Annotated in this window: 16 protein-coding genes and 1 tRNA gene; 10 read left to right on the top strand and 7 right to left on the bottom strand. The window is 63.4% G+C overall.

Features of this window, described 5'->3' with window-relative positions; translation table 11 throughout:
- Positions 1 to 265 precede the first annotated feature (265 nt).
- From acs to BLV07_RS39010, 6 genes are all read left to right on the top strand, one after another.
- Positions 266 to 2,293, top strand: coding sequence for an acetate--CoA ligase (gene acs / locus BLV07_RS39035; RefSeq protein ID WP_091896978.1), 2,028 nt, complete (start codon positions 266 to 268; stop codon positions 2,291 to 2,293).
- Between the two features lie 57 nt (positions 2,294 to 2,350).
- Positions 2,351 to 2,608 (top strand): hypothetical protein, encoded by a 258-nt coding sequence (locus BLV07_RS39030; protein WP_091896975.1) that lies wholly within the window; start codon positions 2,351 to 2,353, stop codon positions 2,606 to 2,608.
- A 380-nt stretch (positions 2,609 to 2,988) separates the two neighbouring features.
- Positions 2,989 to 4,005, top strand: a complete 1,017-nt coding sequence (locus tag BLV07_RS39025) for a class I SAM-dependent methyltransferase (RefSeq protein WP_143035640.1) — start codon at positions 2,989 to 2,991, stop codon at positions 4,003 to 4,005.
- A complete protein-coding gene (locus BLV07_RS39020) occupies positions 4,002 to 4,370 on the top strand; it encodes a DMT family transporter (protein WP_091896969.1) in 369 nt (122 codons plus the stop codon). The genes BLV07_RS39025 and BLV07_RS39020 overlap by 4 nt, the downstream gene beginning before the upstream one ends.
- A gap of 6 nt (positions 4,371 to 4,376) precedes the next feature.
- Positions 4,377 to 5,066, top strand: a complete 690-nt coding sequence (locus tag BLV07_RS39015) for a glycosyltransferase family 2 protein (RefSeq protein WP_091896966.1) — start codon at positions 4,377 to 4,379, stop codon at positions 5,064 to 5,066.
- Positions 5,063 to 5,473: a DUF2304 domain-containing protein gene (locus BLV07_RS39010; RefSeq protein ID WP_091896964.1), complete on the top strand. Its 411-nt coding sequence runs from the start codon at positions 5,063 to 5,065 to the stop codon at positions 5,471 to 5,473. The genes BLV07_RS39015 and BLV07_RS39010 overlap by 4 nt, the downstream gene beginning before the upstream one ends.
- A gap of 32 nt (positions 5,474 to 5,505) precedes the next feature.
- Here BLV07_RS39010 and BLV07_RS39005 read toward each other — a convergent pair whose 3' ends face one another.
- On the bottom strand, positions 5,506 to 7,203 hold the full coding sequence (locus BLV07_RS39005; protein ID WP_091896960.1) for a hypothetical protein: 1,698 nt from the start codon (positions 7,201 to 7,203) through the stop codon (positions 5,506 to 5,508).
- Between the two features lie 232 nt (positions 7,204 to 7,435).
- On the opposite strand from BLV07_RS39005, the gene galE reads away from it, so the two are divergent.
- Positions 7,436 to 8,548 carry a UDP-glucose 4-epimerase GalE gene (galE, locus tag BLV07_RS39000; protein WP_091896957.1) on the top strand — a complete coding sequence of 371 codons (1,113 nt, stop codon included), beginning with the start codon at positions 7,436 to 7,438 and terminating at the stop codon, positions 8,546 to 8,548.
- 343 nt (positions 8,549 to 8,891) lie between these two features.
- Here the strand turns inward: galE and BLV07_RS38995 are convergent.
- A tRNA-Glu gene (locus tag BLV07_RS38995) sits at positions 8,892 to 8,966 on the bottom strand.
- Positions 8,967 to 9,215: 249 nt separating this feature from the next.
- Entirely contained in the window at positions 9,216 to 9,560 is a 345-nt protein-coding gene (locus BLV07_RS38990; protein ID WP_091896954.1) for a hypothetical protein, read from the bottom strand.
- Here BLV07_RS38990 and BLV07_RS38985 point away from each other — a divergent pair.
- From BLV07_RS38985 to BLV07_RS38975, 3 genes are all read left to right on the top strand, one after another.
- On the top strand, positions 9,559 to 10,566 hold the full coding sequence (locus BLV07_RS38985; RefSeq protein WP_091896951.1) for an RluA family pseudouridine synthase: 1,008 nt from the start codon (positions 9,559 to 9,561) through the stop codon (positions 10,564 to 10,566). The genes BLV07_RS38990 and BLV07_RS38985 overlap by 2 nt on opposite strands.
- 218 nt (positions 10,567 to 10,784) lie before the next feature.
- A complete protein-coding gene (rpoH, locus tag BLV07_RS38980) occupies positions 10,785 to 11,684 on the top strand; it encodes an RNA polymerase sigma factor RpoH (RefSeq protein WP_091896948.1) in 900 nt (299 codons plus the stop codon).
- A 323-nt stretch (positions 11,685 to 12,007) separates the two neighbouring features.
- Positions 12,008 to 12,349: a hypothetical protein gene (locus tag BLV07_RS38975; protein WP_091896945.1), complete on the top strand. Its 342-nt coding sequence runs from the start codon at positions 12,008 to 12,010 to the stop codon at positions 12,347 to 12,349.
- Between the two features lie 114 nt (positions 12,350 to 12,463).
- On the opposite strand, the gene BLV07_RS38970 is transcribed toward BLV07_RS38975, so the two are convergent.
- The 4 genes from BLV07_RS38970 to BLV07_RS38955 all read right to left on the bottom strand — a co-directional run bounded on the left by BLV07_RS38970 (position 12,464) and on the right by BLV07_RS38955 (position 16,149).
- Positions 12,464 to 13,090 (bottom strand): peptidoglycan recognition protein family protein, encoded by a 627-nt coding sequence (locus BLV07_RS38970; RefSeq protein ID WP_091897085.1) that lies wholly within the window; start codon positions 13,088 to 13,090, stop codon positions 12,464 to 12,466.
- Positions 13,091 to 13,124: 34 nt separating this feature from the next.
- Positions 13,125 to 14,333, bottom strand: coding sequence for a GGDEF domain-containing protein (locus BLV07_RS38965; RefSeq protein ID WP_176946056.1), 1,209 nt, complete (start codon positions 14,331 to 14,333; stop codon positions 13,125 to 13,127).
- Between the two features lie 778 nt (positions 14,334 to 15,111).
- Positions 15,112 to 15,723, bottom strand: coding sequence for a LysE family translocator (locus tag BLV07_RS38960; protein WP_091896939.1), 612 nt, complete (start codon positions 15,721 to 15,723; stop codon positions 15,112 to 15,114).
- Positions 15,724 to 15,774: 51 nt separating this feature from the next.
- Positions 15,775 to 16,149, bottom strand: coding sequence for a response regulator (locus BLV07_RS38955; RefSeq protein WP_091897082.1), 375 nt, complete (start codon positions 16,147 to 16,149; stop codon positions 15,775 to 15,777).
- Between the last annotated feature and the right edge of the window lie 771 nt (positions 16,150 to 16,920).

The following is a 16,920-nucleotide window of genomic DNA, read 5'->3' as shown; positions in this document are numbered from 1 at the left end:
CCTCATATGTGCGAGGAGAGAGGGAGCAAGCCTCGCCAGGTTGACTGAAACGATCTAAACTTGTTGCCAGCTCGTAACGCTCCCGCTGGACGTTGAGCGTGAATTGCGCTCCCGCCACGGCATAGGGAGTGCCGGATGATCGAATTTCTGAGACATGCATTCTTGAAACGGCCTCGCGCTGCGGGCGCCGCCAGCGCCCGTCTGCGCGAGAGCACCCTGCGGCCCACGTGATTTCGAGGCTACGCGATAGCTTGGGAGACGGCGTATGTCACAAAGTACAGCAGAAGTGTCGGAAGCCGAGATCGCGGTCCACTGGCAGGAAGAGAATTATGTCGACCCGCCGGAGAGATTTCTCGCGCAGGCCAACCTGACAGACAAAACGGTCTTTGATCGGTTCAGTCTCGACAACGTCCCGGACTGCTTCAAAGAGTACGCCGATCTCCTTCACTGGTACCGGCCCTGGGACATCACGCTTGACACGAGCAATCCGCCGTTCTGGCGATGGTTCGTCGGCGGCAGGATCAACGCCAGTTACAACTGCGTCGATCGCCATCTCCCCAAACACAAGAACAAGACGGCGATTCACTTCGTCCCCGAGCCGGAGCACGAAGCGATCCAGCACGTCACCTACCAGGAGCTCTATGTGCGCGTGAACGAGGTCGCGGCATTGTTGCAAGACGGCTGTGGTCTCAAGAAAGGCGACCGGGTGACGTTGCACATGCCCATGGTGCCGGAGCTTCCGATCACGATGCTGGCCTGCGCCAGGCTCGGGATCATTCACTCGCAAGTCTTCAGCGGCTTCAGCGGGAAAGCCACGGCAGATCGCATCGTCGATTCCGAAAGCCGTGTGTTGATCACGATGGATGCCTATCACCGTGGCGGCCAGCTTCTCGATCACAAGGAGAAAGCCGACGTCGCAGTCAGCGAGGCGGAGAAGGAAGGCGCCAAGGTCGAGAAGGTGCTCGTGTGGCAGAGATACCCTGGGCGATACTCAAGCAAGACGCCATTGATTGAGGGCCGCGATTTCGTCATGAACGAGATGTTGTCGGGCTATCGGCGGCGCCGGGTCGACCCCGTGGAAATGCCCGCGGAAGATCCGCTGTTCCTGATGTACACCAGCGGCACCACCGGGAGGCCAAAGGGATGTCAGCACTCTACCGGCGGATATCTGTCCTACGTCGCGGGAACGTCAAAATACATCCAGGACATCCATGCGGAGGATGTCTACTGGTGCATGGCCGATATTGGCTGGATCACGGGTCACTCCTACATCGTCTATGGGCCGCTGGCGCTCGCCGCCTCGTCGGTGGTGTATGAAGGGCTTCCTACCTATCCTGACGCGGGGCGTCCGTGGCGCATCGCCGAAGAGCTCGACGTCAATATCTTTCATACCTCGCCGACAGCCATACGGGCGCTTCGGCGCGCCGGGCCGGACGAGCCGCCAAAGTACAATCACCACTTCAAGCATATGACCACCGTGGGCGAACCCATCGAACCGGCCGTCTGGAAGTGGTACCACGACGTCGTTGGCAAGGGCGAGGCGGTCATCGTCGACACCTGGTGGCAAACGGAGAATGGCGGTTTTCTGTGCAGCACGATTCCGGCGCTGAACCCGATGAAGCCGGGAAGCGCGGGGCCGGGAGTGCCGGGCATTCACCCGATCATCTACGACGAGGCAGGTGCCGAGATTCCGCCGCGCTCCGGCCGTGCCGGAAACATCTGCATCCAGAACCCCTGGCCGGGCTCATTTCAGACGATCTGGAAAGACCCCGATCGCTTCGTCCAACAATACTACGCGCGCTACTGCAAGGACCGGACGAGCCACAACTGGCGCGATTGGCCGTACATGGCCGGCGACGGCGCTCTCCAGGCGGCCGATGGCTATTATCGCATCCTGGGTCGAATTGACGATGTCATCAACGTGGCCGGGCATAGGCTTGGGACCAAGGAAATCGAGTCCGCGAGCCTGCTTGTTGAGGAGATCGCCGAGGCGGCAGTGGTTCCTGCCAGGGACGAAATCAAAGGCAAGGTCCCCGATCTCTACGTCTCGCTGAAGCCTGGGCTCGCTGCGAGCGAGGACATCCGCAAGCGAGTGGAAGATTCCGTGATCCGTGAGATAGGGGCAATCGCTCGCCCGCGTCGTGTCGTGATCGTCCCCGATATGCCGAAGACCCGTTCCGGAAAGATCATGCGCCGCGTTCTCGGGGCGATTTCGAACAACGAGGATGCCGGCGACATCTCGACGCTCGCCAATCCCGAGATCGTCGACGAGATTCGAAAGATGAAATCTTAAGTCCGCGGTCTTCGCGGCTTGTCCCGCGAAACGCGTCGGACGGAACAGCGAGGAGCGATGGAAACAAACGAGCTCGTGGAGTGCATCCGGCCATTGCTGGCAAGGTTCTCCGAGGACGAAGAGGTCGTGCGCCGGTTGGTGGCGACGGACGGAACCTTCGACGCACTTTGCCACCAATACGGCCGCGTCACTGATCTCCTTAAAGCTTACGAGGCGAGAGCTGATCAGGAGGCGGAAATTGAGTGGCTCGAGAAGCGCCGGGCTGCCCTGGAAGAAGAACTTCTGACGCGCGTTGAGGGATATCAGCCGCGGTAGTGCTGCTCCTGCGAGGCGCGGAGCGCGCTGTCCGGCGGGCGATCGTCACAGGCACGCTTCAGCGCAAGCCAATTGCGGCGCGACGCGACCTGATAATTCCGAGCGTCCAGACACAAATGGCGCTCCATTCAGAACAAAAACACGATCTCTTATGTGCTTGAGATTGCTATCTAATTCTAGACCGCGCTATCCAATCGAGCACGTCATGAAGACGCCGGGGCTTACGGACGAGCACCGCGCCGGCATCCTGGGCGACAACGCAGCCAAGCTACTCAAGATCAGCCTCAGCTGACGCTGCCCCAGCTCGACGACGCTGGCGCCCAGTAGCTCCGGCATCGTCCCTCGGACGACCGCCGTCTCACCGTGCTGCACCGCCGAGAGTGTGGATCATCCTCGAGCTATTTCGCAGCTACCAGCCTGCGACCCCGTGGCCGTTCGCCGAGCGGAACAGTTCGGCGTCGGAGGCGTTTTTCGCACTGACAAAACGCCATGGGGGGACGTATGTGCTGATGCGAAACGACCGAACTGCGCTTACGCTTAAGTGTCCCGCGTGCAGTCGGGCGACGCCGCATCGGTTTCTTTACATTAAGAACGGTTGCGACATCTTTCAATGTCGTAACTGCGGACTGGGACGCACCGAGGCATCGAGCTTCGATCCCCTCGCCTATTATGACGATGGCTACTTTTCCGGCCGTCAGTCCGACGGCTACGCCGACTATCGCGGCGCCGAACCCGTGCTACGGCGCGAGTTCGCCCGCACGGTCGAGTTCATCCAGCGCCGCAAGCCACAGGGCTACCTGCTCGAGATCGGTTGCGCCTACGGCTTTTTTCTCGATGAAGCCCGCCGCGCCGGATTTGAGGTGAGCGGCATCGAGCCGGCGGAGGCGGCTGCTGCCCATGCTGGCGATCTCGACTTGAACGTCGTCTGCGGTCTGCTGAGCGAAGCGACTCTCAACTCGTTTGGCACCCTGGATGTCATAGTGCTCCTCGACGTCATCGAGCATCTGCCCGACCCGCAGGAAGCCCTCGCGCTATTCGCGGACCATCTCCGGCCGGACGGAATCATCGTGCTGACGACCGGAGACTTCGGTTCCTTGGCGGCGCGCTCGACCGGCGCGCACTGGCGCCTGATGACGCCTCCGCAGCACCTGTGGTTCTTCAACCGCGACAGCATCGCGTCTCTGGCCCATTCGGTCGGCCTTTGCGTCGAGAGTTCCGATCACCCCTGGAAATTCGTGCCGTTCTCGCTGATCGCCTTCCAGGTCGGTCGCATGCTCGGCCGCAGGATCGCGGCCAGCCCGAGCGGCAACCGGTTCGCCATTCCGGTGAACCTGTTCGACGCGATGCGCGTGGTCTTGAGCAAGGCGCCCCCATATCGTGATACGAGCCTCCCATGACAGAGCGCCTCAACCTCGGCCAGATCGCATTGCTCCTCACCTACGCGGCCGGCATGGCGGCGGGCCAACTCCTGTTCAAGGCCGCCGCGCTGCGCCTCGGCGACGGCCATCCGTTGTCGGCGCGTGCGCTGCTGCTATTGCAGGACGCACCGTTTATCGGCGCCATCGCGCTCTATGCGGCGCTGTCCGTCCTGTGGGTCTGGCTTTTGACATTCACGCCGCTGTCGCGCGCGTATCCGTTCGTGGCCGTCGCGTTTGCGGTAACGCCCGTCCTCGGCGCGCTGGTGTTCGCCGAGCCGCTGTCGGCGCGCCTTCTGGTCGGAATCGCGGTGATCGCCTGCGGTCTTGTGCTTGTTGTGGGTTGATGAGACATGAACGGCCGGATTCGCAATCCCTGGGTCGTTGTCGCGGCGTACAATGAAGCGCCGGTGGTCGGCAGCGTCGTGTCCGGCATTCGCCGCGCGGGATACGCCGTCGTCGTAGTCGATGACGGCTCCGGCGACCGCACCGGCGACGTCGCGTTGCTCGCAGGCGCGGTCGTCGTCCGGCATCCGATCAACCTCGGACAGGGCGCCGCGCTGCAGACCGGCATCGACTACGCCCTCGAGCAGCGTGCGGATGCGCTCGTCACGTTCGACGCCGACGGCCAGCATTCCCCCGCGGCCATCGCCGCGCTGCTCGCGGCGATCGAGCAGCCCGGCATCGATTTCGCGCTCGGCAGCCGCTTTCTCATCGGTGCGACCGCAAATCTGCCGATGTCGCGCCGCATCCTACTCAGCGCCGCGCTCTGGTTCACGCGCGCGAGCACCGGGCTGCCGGTCACCGATACCCACAATGGCCTACGGGCGATGACCGCGCGCGGCGCCCGCGCAATCTTCTTGCGACAGAACCGAATGGCGCACGCGTCCGAGATCCTGCACCAGATCGCGCAGAGCCGCCTGCGCTTTGTCGAAGTGCCAGTAAATATCGAGTACAGCGCCTATTCGCTGGGCAAGGGTCAACGCATCACCGATGCGCTAATCATCCTGATCGATCTGTTTGCGCGGAGGCTCTACCGATGATCGCGCAGCTATTGCTGACGGCCCTTCTGACATTGGTTCTGGTTTACGCCTGGTCGGCGCATCGGACGGTGCCGATCATCGGCCTGCTTGCGAGCGGCGCTGCGCTCGCCGGCCTCTACTTCGTCTGGGTGCAGGAACACGCTACAGCACTTGCGGCTCTCGTGGGAATTGGCCGCGGCTCCGACCTGATCGTCTATATCTGGGTCGTGATCAGCCTGCTCATCATGCTCAACTTGCATCTCAAGCTGCGGCTCCAGCTCGACATGATCACGCGGTTGGCGCGCGCCGTGGCGATCGATCGCGCCAGGGAGCGACGTCGTGAGGCAGTCCCTCCGCGAAAACGTCGCCCGGTCATGTTGGGTCGAAAGGCCGAGGCGCCCCCGATCGAGTCGCAGGCGAAGAAGTAGATGCCATTGCCAAGTCGCACCGGAACTTGACGTCACTCATCGAGCCCGCGATGATTGGCGTAGATCTTGGCGAACGGGCGGCCAAATCGCGTGACCTCGTCAACCAGTACGGCCGTCGTGCCGTCGGCACAAGGCCAGCGCTCGGTGGCGATCAGGTAGTCGGCCTCTTCCACATGTGTTTCGGCAATCCAGTTGCGTCGAAACGTCACGCCTGCGAGTTGCTCGCGCCAGGCCAGGCAGAGGAGCACGCGCGGTGGATCGCCCGCGAACCGGCCTTCGGCGTCAATTCGGTCCTCGAGGCGGCGCAGCGCCTCGGGAGCCGCCATGCTCCAATAGTCGAGGTCGAAACGGCCGTAAGCGCCGGCGACGCCGCCTGCCAGACTGTTCATCGCGATATATTCGAGCGGGTGTAGGATGACGAGCGTCACCACGATGGCAGCCGTGTGCACGCCCCCAAGGGCCACGGGCACAATCGGGAGGCGTCGCAAGAAGGGCAAGAGGCTCGTGAGCCCGCGCGCGGCCACGATGGCGAGCATTGGGATCACGAACAATACATGGCGGACACCGTCATAGAGCGTCGAGCCCTGCAGGATGAGCACCGCGATAGGCGCGAACGCCGCCACACTGACGACCAGCACCGCGCGCGATCCTGCGAGCTCGGCCACGACCGGTCGCAGTCCCACGACGCCAGACCGGCGCAGGGCGCCGAGGGTGGCGCGGGTCCACGACGCTGCAGCACCGATCCAGACCGCCATGCCGAGCAACAGCAACGCCAAAAAGCCCTCGGGCAGACGCGCCAGGAGCTGTCCGGGGATGTACCAGGCGGGCACGTTATCGGTGAACGTGAGCCGGCCCCAGTTCTGGAATTCGAACGAGGTGTCGAGCGTACCAAAGTGCCGATAGGCCTCGAGGAATTGCATGAGCGGATTTCCAATCTGCAACCACGGCCAGAGCGCGATCGCCGTCAGCCAGGCGATGACGATGACGAGCAACGTATGCAAGGCGATCTGGCGCAATTGGCCATAGCCCGCCCGGCCATGGCGCAGCAGCGCCTCGAGCACGCACAGGCTCATGCCGCCGACGAGGTAGGCGTGCGTGATCACCCCGCCGGGGCGCGTCGCGATGGCGAGGCCAGTGGCAAGGCCCGTCGCGAGGGTCAGAGGCCAGCCCGGCACCTCCTGCCGCACCATCAGGACGATCGCGAGCGTCGACCAGCTCATGGCGAACAGGAACGGCACGTCGATCGGGGCGAAGAACAGGTTGCCGTACAGGTAGCCGGTCAGCAGGCACAGGGTGAGCGCCGTCAACCCAGCCCAGCGCCCGACGGTGAGCCGTGCCATCGGCACGACAGCGGCGAGCCCAGCGAGGCCGAACAGGAAGGTCATCGCGTGCCGGACGGTGATCGGGCTCGCGAGATCAAGCGACTGCACGGCCGCGACGAGCACCTGAAACCACGGCCCATACATCCAAAGATACTCTTCGACCGTCTCGAACTGAGACCGGTCCGCAAACGCGCTCGTGTACCAGGCAAGTGCCTTGGGGCCGTACTCGTCGGTGTTGAATTCGTCGGTCGACAGCCCGTAATCCGCGGCGGTCACAAGCCCGATGACCAAGGCCACGCCCAGCACAAGGAGCACAAGCAACGTCTCGGCATGGCGAGCAGCAAATGCGAGGCCGAGTTTCGGCCTCGCAAGCCTGGAACAGTCGCCATCCACCCGTTCAAGCGCCATGCCTGTCCTGCGATCGCGGCTGCACGAGGAGTCCAAGCGGCGGATCAAGATGCAGACGGCCATCGGCCGACACTGCCGCCTCCATCACATCAGGCGACATCCCGCTCAACCGCTTAATCGCGAACGAACCCCCAGCGCACCTCAAGTGTTGTCCTTGGCTGAGCTTTCATAACACGCCTGAAGGGAACTTTGTTCCGAAGCTTCAAATCAGGCCTCCCAAGGTGGACGAGCAATGGCGATCCTTATCACCGGAGGTGCCGGATACATTGGGAGCCACATGGTGTACGAACTTGCTGATCGTGGCGAACAGCCCATCGTGATCGATGATTTTTCATCGGGCTTCGAATGGGCAATACCATCCGGAGTTCCGGTTTTCGTTGGGGACATCGGGGATCAGCGGCGAGTTGCGCCGCTGATCGCGAAATATGGGATTTCCGAGATTATTCATTTTGCGGGTTCGGTCGTTGTTTCGGAGTCGGTTGCCGACCCGCTTCGATATTACCGCAACAACACCGCAAATTCCCGAAGTCTGTTCGAGATCGCAATCAGAAGTGGAGTGCGGCGTTTCATCCTCTCGTCGACGGCTGCGGTGTACGGGAATCCGCCGGCAAATCCTGTCACGGAAGAGACCCCCGTTGCGCCTGTGTCACCTTACGGCGCATCCAAGTTCATGGCCGAAACAATGCTGCGCGATGCTGCACGCGCTCATGGCCTGCGCTACGTCATCTTGAGGTATTTCAACGTAGCAGGCGCCGATCCTGCTCTGCGCACTGGACAGGCAACGCGAGGGGCAACGCATCTTATCAAGGTTGCAGCGGAAACTGCCGTGGGTCTGCGAGAGAGGATGCAGGTTTTCGGCACTGACTATCCCACGCCTGACGGGACCTGCATCCGCGACTATATCCACGTGAGCGACCTCGTAAACGCCCATTGTCACGCGCTTTCATACCTGCGCGGTGGTGGAGAGTCCCTGACGCTAAATTGCGGCTACGGCTGCGGCTTTTCGGTCATGCAGGTGATCGACGCCATGCGGCGCGAATCCGGATACGACTTTCCCGTCGAACTTGCCGCCCGCCGGCCTGGCGATCCGGCGGAGATCGTGGCGTCGGCGGAACGGATGCGCAACCTTTTAGGCTGGCGGTCCCAATGGGATGATCTTTCCCTGATCGTCCGCCATGCGCTCGCTTGGGAACGCAAACTATTGGCACAAGGTAACGCCAGTCTTCTCTCCGGAGTGTCTCAGCTGGTCCCGCCCCGTCCCATTGTCAGCAAGGTTAGACGGGGCAAGCGTCTGCCGCGCGAAAGTTCAACGCTCGTCCAAGAACAGAGGAGGCGCCGGCGATGAGCCTGGTGATGGCAACCGTGCCATCACTGCGCTCGTTTTCCGTCAGCCGGGGGTGGGGGACTAGCGACGAGATTCGGCATAAGCGCGAGTCGCGCGCACAGGGGTCGTCTGGTCGGCAGCAGCCGTGATTCAGAACCCCTTTGCCGGCCGCTACAAGCCGGACTCCGCCTTCCCTACGAGCGCACATTCTGTAGCCGCTCATTATGCGAATTGAGCCGCCAAGTCACAAAACTTCGCTGATGCAGTCGGCTGTGAGGGGCAGCTGGCGAGTGCGAATGCTAGCGCCGCCTGACGGGGGGCGGCATCGTAGAATGTCGTAGAACATCGCGGAATATCGCAGCAATGGCGCTCCCTAGGGGAATCGAACCCCTGTTTCAGCCTTGAGAGGGCCGCGTCCTAACCGCTAGACGAAGGGAGCGTGAGGGGTACGACATAGCCGCGAATTTTGCCGGCGGCAAGGTGAGATTGGGGGTTTCAAATGGCCCGAGCCGCGTCGTCCTGGCCTAGTGCGCAATTGCGCACGGGAGCTAGGACCCATTACCCCAAATCTTCGTGGTTAAGGCAAATCGGAGTGCCGATCTCCTTCACGCAACCGGCCTCGGTGGTTATGGGTCCTGGCCTTCGCCAGGACGACGGCGGGGATTTAGGCAATTATCCGGGCCAACCCTCACGGCTCATTGGCAAATTTCAGCTTTCCGGCCGGCTTCAAGGTGTGGGCATCGAAGGTGCGGATCTCGATCACGCCCCCCACGTCGAGCGTGACCACGACGCGGTCGCCGGCCACGCCAGTTGCGACGATCTTGGCGCCCTTCGGCAGGGTGGCGGTGACGTCGCTGGCCACCTCGACCGCCCTTCCCTCCGACTTGAAAAGGCGGTAGCCCACCGCGATCAGGACGGCGCAGATCGCCAGCGCCGTGGTCAACCCCGCGATCAGCATCATCCGCCGCACCCGCGCGAACAGCGCGGCCTGCTCGGGGGTCGGTTCGGGAATAGCGGTATCAGACGTCGTCATGGACAATTTTGGCTCTGCGCAAAGGTTGGAGGTCGTGGTCGCCGGCGACGAGGGCTCGGCCCGGCTCGACCGCGTGCTGGCGGCGCACCTCACCGACCTGTCGCGATCGAGGCTGAAAGCCCTGATTTTGGCGGGCGCAGTGAGTTTGAAGGCTTCCGCGATCCGCGACCCCGCTTATCACGTCGCATCCGGCGATACGATCACAATCGACGTGCCCGAGGCGGCGCCGGCGGAACCGAAGGGCGAGGATATCGCCCTCGACATCGTGTTCGAGGACGACGACATCGTCGTCATCAACAAGCCGAAGGGCCTGGTCGTGCACCCCGCGGCCGGCCACGAGACGGGCACGCTGGTGAATGCGCTGATCGCCCATTGCGGCGCTTCGCTCTCGGGCATCGGCGGGGTGCGCCGGCCCGGCATCGTGCACCGGCTCGACAAGGACACCACGGGGCTGATGGTGGTGGCCAAGAACGACCTCGCCCATGCCTCACTGTCAGAGCAATTCGCCGACCACGGCCGCACTGGCGAGATGCGGCGTGGCTATATGGCCTTTGCCTGGGGCGTGCCGAACCGGCATCGCGGCACGGTGGATGCGCCGATCGACCGCCATCCGCATGCGCGCGAGAAGATGGCGGTGCGCCAGGGCGGCCGCGAGGCGGTGACGCATTGGGAAATCCTGGAGAGTTTTGATGGGCGCGACGGCAAGGGCGTCGCCGCCCTGCTCGCCTGCGAGCTCGAGACCGGCCGCACCCACCAGATCCGCGTCCACCTCGCCCATATCGGCCATCCCCTGCTCGGGGACGCCGTCTATGGCCCGCATTTCAAGACCAAGGCGAACCAGCTCGGGCCTCAGTCGCAGGCCGCTTTGGCGGCGTTGGGGCGGCAGGCCCTACATGCATACCTGCTGGTATTGCAGCACCCAAGGACGGGAGAACTTCTGCACTGGGAGGCGCCCCTGCCGGAGGATTTGCTTCTCCTCGAAAGCTGCCTGAAAGCGGCGCTATGACGCAGCCTCTTTAAGAAAAGCGTTACATTACAAAAAGTTATAGCTGCCACACGGGGACGTGACGTCAGCAATCCTTCCCTTTTTCACCCCCGATGGGGTATATTGCGCCTGCGTTGGAAATGACCAACGCGGAACATCGCAGCCCGGCCGGCTTTGACACAGCGGTCGTCTGCCTGGCCCGCCGCTATCGGGGGCCTGAACCTTTTGGAGGGCGCACTATGGCCCGTACCGCTACTTTGCCGGTCCTCAATGGAGAATCCGGCCTTTCCCGTTACCTCGCCGAGATTCGCAAGTTTCCGATGCTGGAACCTCAGCAGGAATACATGCTCGCCAAGCGTTGGCGCGAGCATGACGATCGCGACGCGGCGCACCAACTCGTCACCAGCCACCTCCGCCTCGTGGCCAAGATTGCCATGGGCTATCGCGGCTACGGCCTGCCGATCTCCGAGGTCGTCTCGGAAGGCAATGTCGGCCTGATGCAGGCGGTGAAGCGATTCGAACCCGAGAAGGGGTTCCGTCTCGCCACCTATGCGATGTGGTGGATCAAGGCGTCGATTCAAGAGTACATCCTGCGTTCCTGGTCGCTCGTGAAGATGGGCACCACCGCGAACCAGAAGAAGCTGTTCTTCAACCTGCGCAAGGCGAAGAGCAAGATCAACGCGCTGGACGAGGGCGATCTCCGCCCCGACCAGGTCGCGACCATTGCCAAGCGGCTGGGCGTGACCGACCAGGACGTGATCGACATGAACCGCCGCCTCGGCGGCGACGCCTCGCTCAACGCGCCGATCCGCGACGACGGCGAAGCCGGCGAATGGCAGGACTGGCTGGTCGACAATACGCCGAACCAGGAAGCCCTGATGGCGGAGCACGAGGAGTATGATCACCGCCGTGACGCGCTGAACGGCGCCATGGGCGTGCTCAACCCGCGCGAACGCCGCATCTTCGAGGCCCGCCGCCTCGCCGATGAGCCGATGACGCTGGAAGACCTTGCTGCCGAGTTCGGCGTGTCGCGCGAGCGCGTCCGCCAGATCGAGGTCCGCGCCTTCGAGAAGGTGCAGTCCGCGGTCAAGGGCACGATCGCAAGACAGGAACAAGCCGCGCTGGAAGCCGCGCACTGAGCGGCGTTACGGCGCCAGAAAGATTGGCGGATCGAAAGAGACAGAAAGCCGGCGGCAACGCCGGCTTTTTTGTTTGGGGTGGAGATTGAGCGTCACTACATTCGTTGTCATGCCCCGCGAAGGCGGGGCATCCAGTACGCCGCGGCGAGCGTGGCGACAGCGAGATATCCAACCCACGCCTCTGGAATACTGGATCGCCCGGTTAAACCGGGCGATGACAGCGGTGGTTGTGGCTGCGACGTAGAACTGACTCGCCTTGAACCCGCGTTGCCGGTCAGCCGACCCAAAACTGTCGGACCGACAGCATCGATTGGACGGACACCGTGTCGATCATCCTGCAATCCACCGTCGGCGGCTTCGAAGCCCAGTTCATGCGCAAGCTGCCGCTGGTCGAGCAAGCGATGCGCGAGCACGGGCTCGAGCCGTCGGAGTTCGTGATCTCGAAGGATTATGCGGGCACAGCGACGATCCCGCTCATGGGCCCGTTCTTCTATAGTTACAGCGTGTTCTTCGGCGAGGAGCAATTCACCGTCACCGAGCCGAACGACATGGTGTTTCTGAATTACTTCTTCAAACGCGTGCTGGCCGTCGATGATCCGCCGGAGCTGCCGCGGCGGCCTGGTTTGATCCGGCGGTTTTTCGGCTGGATGTCGCAGGCGGTTTAGCTGGCTCCCGTCATTCCGGGGCGCGCCTCTTGGCGCGAGCCCGGAATCCATCAGGCCGCAGAGTTGAATGGATTCCGGGCTCGCGCTGCGCGCGCCCCGGAATGACAGGCAACCCTACTCCCCCCACACCCGCGCTAGCGTGGCGAGCCAGCAGCCTTCGCAATAGCGGGCATCCTTGTAGTCGATCCAGTTGTGCGCATAGACGTGGTCGAGCGTGATGCCGTAGCGCGCGCGCAGCACCTTGACGAGGATCTTCCAGGCCGCGACCTGCGCCTCGGTCGGGCCGGCCGCGACGTCGGGATAGTTGCCGGCGAACTCGACGCCGATCGAATTGTCGCGCACGACCTGGCGATAGGTTGGCTTGTTGTCGATGTATTTGTTGTCGTTGCGGTTGGCGCCGTCGCCATGAGTCGGCACCAAATTCTCCGCGACTGCCCAATAGACCGTGCCGTCGGTCTCGACCCACACCGTGACGCCGCGACGGGTCGGGTTCTTCGCCTGCGCGAGCGCGCCGCCGCGCGCCGAACCCGCCGGCCCCTCGGTCTGATGCACGATGATGTTGCGCCAGGGGTTTGCGCTGCCGACGTCGCCCCATGGCGCCAGCCACACGATCTTCAGGCCGGGAATGTCGGGCGTGCCGGAAGCGCGCGCGAGTTTTTCCAGTTCGGCGTCCTCAGCGGTGGCGGGGGCTGTCAGAAACAGAGCGGCGAGAACGGCCGCGAACAGGCGAGACATCATGATGCGGATCCAATGCGGCCCCTGATGTAGCACGCCTCTACGCGAAGTTGCGCACGGGCTCGCCGGGACCGACCGGCTCGGGCGAGAGCGGCGGCGCCGGATCGTAGACGGCAAAATCGTTCTTGCCGTTCTTCTTGGCGGCGTAGAGGGCGTGGTCGGCATGCGCGATCAGGCGGTCCGGGAATTGACCGATGCCGCGGTCCCACTGCGCGACGCCAATCGAGATCGCGATCGGGATGTCGCCGCCGGTGCAGGTCGCGGCGTCCTGACGGCAGACCTCGAGCACGCGCCGGGCGATCGCGGCGGCCTCGCGCAGCGACGACGACGGCAGCACGATGCAGAACTCGTCGCCGCCGGTGCGGGCGAGCATGTCGCCGGGCCGCAACCGCGTTTGCGCCATCAAGGTGAAGTGCCGCAGGCAGGCGTCGCCGGCGGCATGGCCATGGGTGTCGTTGATGGTCTTGAAGCCGTCGAGATCGATCACCAGCAGCGAGAACGGCGCGCCGCCGCGCTCCGAGCGGGCGCATTCCTCGGTCAGGCGCTGCAGCAGATGCCGCCGGTTGGCGACGCCGGTGAGATCGTCGAGCAGCGCGAGGTCGGCAACCTCGTTGCGCAAGCTGTCCATCGCCATCAGCAGGAAACCGAAATTGAGCGTCATCGACAGGAACAGCAGCCCCAGCACGATCACGGCATGGGCCTGACCACCGGCGCGCGCCGACAGATCGTGGCCGAGCAGATTGCCCACCGTGCGCACGAGCAGGATCGCGATGATGGTGAGGATGACGATGCCGGACAGCCGCGCGCCCGGGCTGACGCGCCCCTCCGGCGACAGCAACAGACGCAGCGCCAGCACCAGCGGCAGGGCCTGGCCGAGCGTGTAGCTGAGCATGCGCAGCTGCATGTGCTCGAAGCCGACCATGAAGACCACGACGCCGGCGAGGCTCAAGCCTCCCGTTGCGGTCATGAGGCGCCAGGAGACCGGCCGATCATAGAAGCGCTGAATGCCCATGGCGGCAAGGCAGCTTGCGGCGATGACGCCGCCAGCGCCGAGCAGAAGCGGCAAGGGAGAGGCGACGAACAGACGGATCAGGGCCGTCATCGCCCCAGCCGCGCCGACGAAGGACGAGGCCATCCAGAACCGCGCGGCCGCGAATTTCGGATAAGAGCGCGTCACGTAGGCCCAGATCACGCCGAGCGCCAGGAAGTTGACGACGAAGACCATCCACAATGTCGGTACGTTCAGCATGGCGCGTGCGGCACACGCAGCGTCGCGCCCCCCGTCCCTGGCAGCCGTCCGTCCATCACCCATCCCCGTTTTCTTGCGGGGGACAATGCGGCGGTTGCGCTTAACGGAGTCTCACTGCGATCCCCGAAAACGCGCCTTTGGTTTTGGATTCATGAACGGCGCGCGGCTGTTGTCGGATCGTTAAGCCTGCCGCCGGCGATGCTGCGCTGGCGCGGCGATGCGGATTCGCGCACCAAAATCATCTGAAAATGCATCTGAGCTGTGGATAACACGATGACACGGATGTGACGGCGCGGGGCAGAGACCTGCGAATCTGCTGAGCTTGTCGTCGAGGATGTTGCGAGGCTGGCCCTCCGCCGAGCATCCCTCGTGTCGCGTTCCACCATTAACCCCTAAGAGGATACTATGGCTAAGAAAGCGAAGAAGGCGGCGAAGAAGAAGGCGAAGAAGGCCAAGAAGGCGAAGAAGAAGTAACGCGGCTTCTTTTTCTTTGCCCGGGTGGAGCCTCGCTCCGCCCGGGCGTCGGGAAGGATCGAGACGAAGTGAAGGTGGCGGGCGCAAGGCCCGCTTTTTTATTTGCGCGTTGTCGGGCTCCGCTCTTTCACTCCCTCTCCCCGTTCTTACGGGGCCGCGACGAGCTTCGCTCGCGCTGAGAGGGTCAGGGTGAGGGGCCTCTCTCCACACGCGAGATCGACGATAGACCTGTACCCCCTCACCCGCATCCCATCTGCGATGGGATGCGACCTCTCCCCGCAAGCGGGGAGAGGTGAAGAGGGAGCTACCTCTCCGCAAACGCGAGCTTGGCGCCGAGCGCGGCGAAGCCGGCGGCAAAGCTGCGGCGCAGCCAGGCCATGACGCCGGGCCGGGAGATGACGCGCTCGCGCACCGAGGCCGCGCAGAGGCCATAGACGACGAACACGGCAAAGGTCATCGCCATGAAGGCGCCGCTCAATTCCAGCATCCGCGCCAGCACATGGGCCTCATCCAGCGCGATGAACTGTGGCAGGAAGGCGAGGAAGAAGATCGACAGTTTGGGATTGAGGATGTTGATCAGGAAGCCCGTCACGATGACGCGGCCGCTCGACCGCTCCGCGATCTTGCCCTCGACCGCGAGCGCGCCTTGCTCGCGCAGCGCCTGCCAGGACATGTAGAGCAGATAGGCGACGCCGCACCATTTCAGCGCGGCGAAGGCGAGCGCGCTGGTATGGAGCACCGCGGCAAGGCCGAGCATCGCCGCGATCATGTGCGGCACGATGCCCAGCGTGCAGCCGAAGGCCGCCGCGACGCTGGCGCGTGAGCCGCGGGTGAGCGCCGCGGCGAGCGTATAGAGCACGCCGGTGCCGGGCGAAGCGACGACGATGAGCGAGGTGAGCAGGAAGGACCACGTCATTGGGCCGACCTTACCAGGTCGCGGCGAGAAAGCGAGCCTGCGGAATAGTCGTCAGGACAGCTGCGCGATCTCGGCCTCGCGAAGCACGTCGAGCGGGGCCCAGGGCTTTGCCCAGAATTTTGCGCCGGCGGGCAAGGGCTGCTTCAAGGGACGGCCGGAGGTGACGACGACGTCGAGCTTGGGATTGCGCTCCTTGGCAACATGCGCGAGCTCGACCCCGCTCATGCTTCCGGCGAGCTGGACGTCGGTCAGCATCAGACAAAGCGCGCCGGCCTTCTTGTCGAGGACGCGTTCGGCGTCCTCGGCGCTCTCGCACTGGATGACCTGGTAGCCGCTCTCTTCGAGAAGAAGACTCAGCATCTCCCGCTGCATGACGTCGTCTTCAACGATCAGCGCTGTTGCACGAAATGGTTGCGCCTGTCCCATCAGCGGCTCCAATATTTGCTCACGTAACACATGTTAAAGGTCCAACTCGGCCATTGTTCAGTTCCATTCTGAAAAAATGTAAATCATGGTTCCCGCTCTAAACGCTTGGCGGGGAACCTCATGACTGCGCCGAAGGTCGCCGCGCGGCGCATCATCAGGGGCATCGAAAGGAACGAGCCGCGCATCCTGAGCGGCAACGACGCCGCGTCATGAACCCTCAAACGCTTCCGTCCGGCATCCTCCGCTGTCGTCCTGGCGAAGGCCAGGACCCATAGCCACCGAATCCCATTTGACGAAGGCTGGCAGTTATTCAGCCAATGCAAGTGAATGCCAGTCGTCGCCAAACTCCTCCCTGGGGTAATGGGTCCTGGCTTTCGCCAGGACGACCATGGGGGAGAGATTGCGCGCGACTCTCAACCGTCATGTATGGACGGCCCCCTCTCGGCAAGGGCTTTTTGGTGCTTCAGCAAATGAATCGGGGAGCGGTCATGTATACGGCCTCGAGAAGCGGCCATTGACCGCGGGCCCTGATGGAGATCGCTGATCGAATTCCAATCATTGCGGCGCGCTGTGACGCGCGATGACGATGCGGAGTGTTTCGATCCCGGTTTCCAGACCATTTGCCATCACACCTTTAGTGCCCTTCCGATAGGCATGGAGCGCGAGCGCGGCGGCTGTTGCCCCTCAACTAGGTCGCAGCCGGCGCGCTCGCGCGGTCTCGGTAGGTTTCTCCTTTGACCAGCATGGCCCAGATGATCCGGGCGGTCTTGG

It is taken from the genome of Bradyrhizobium sp. Rc2d, from assembly GCF_900099855.1.
GTDB lineage: Bacteria > Pseudomonadota > Alphaproteobacteria > Rhizobiales > Xanthobacteraceae > Bradyrhizobium.
The sequence above is the reverse complement of the archived record's forward strand: the minus strand, read 5'-3'. Positions and strand labels throughout refer to the sequence as shown.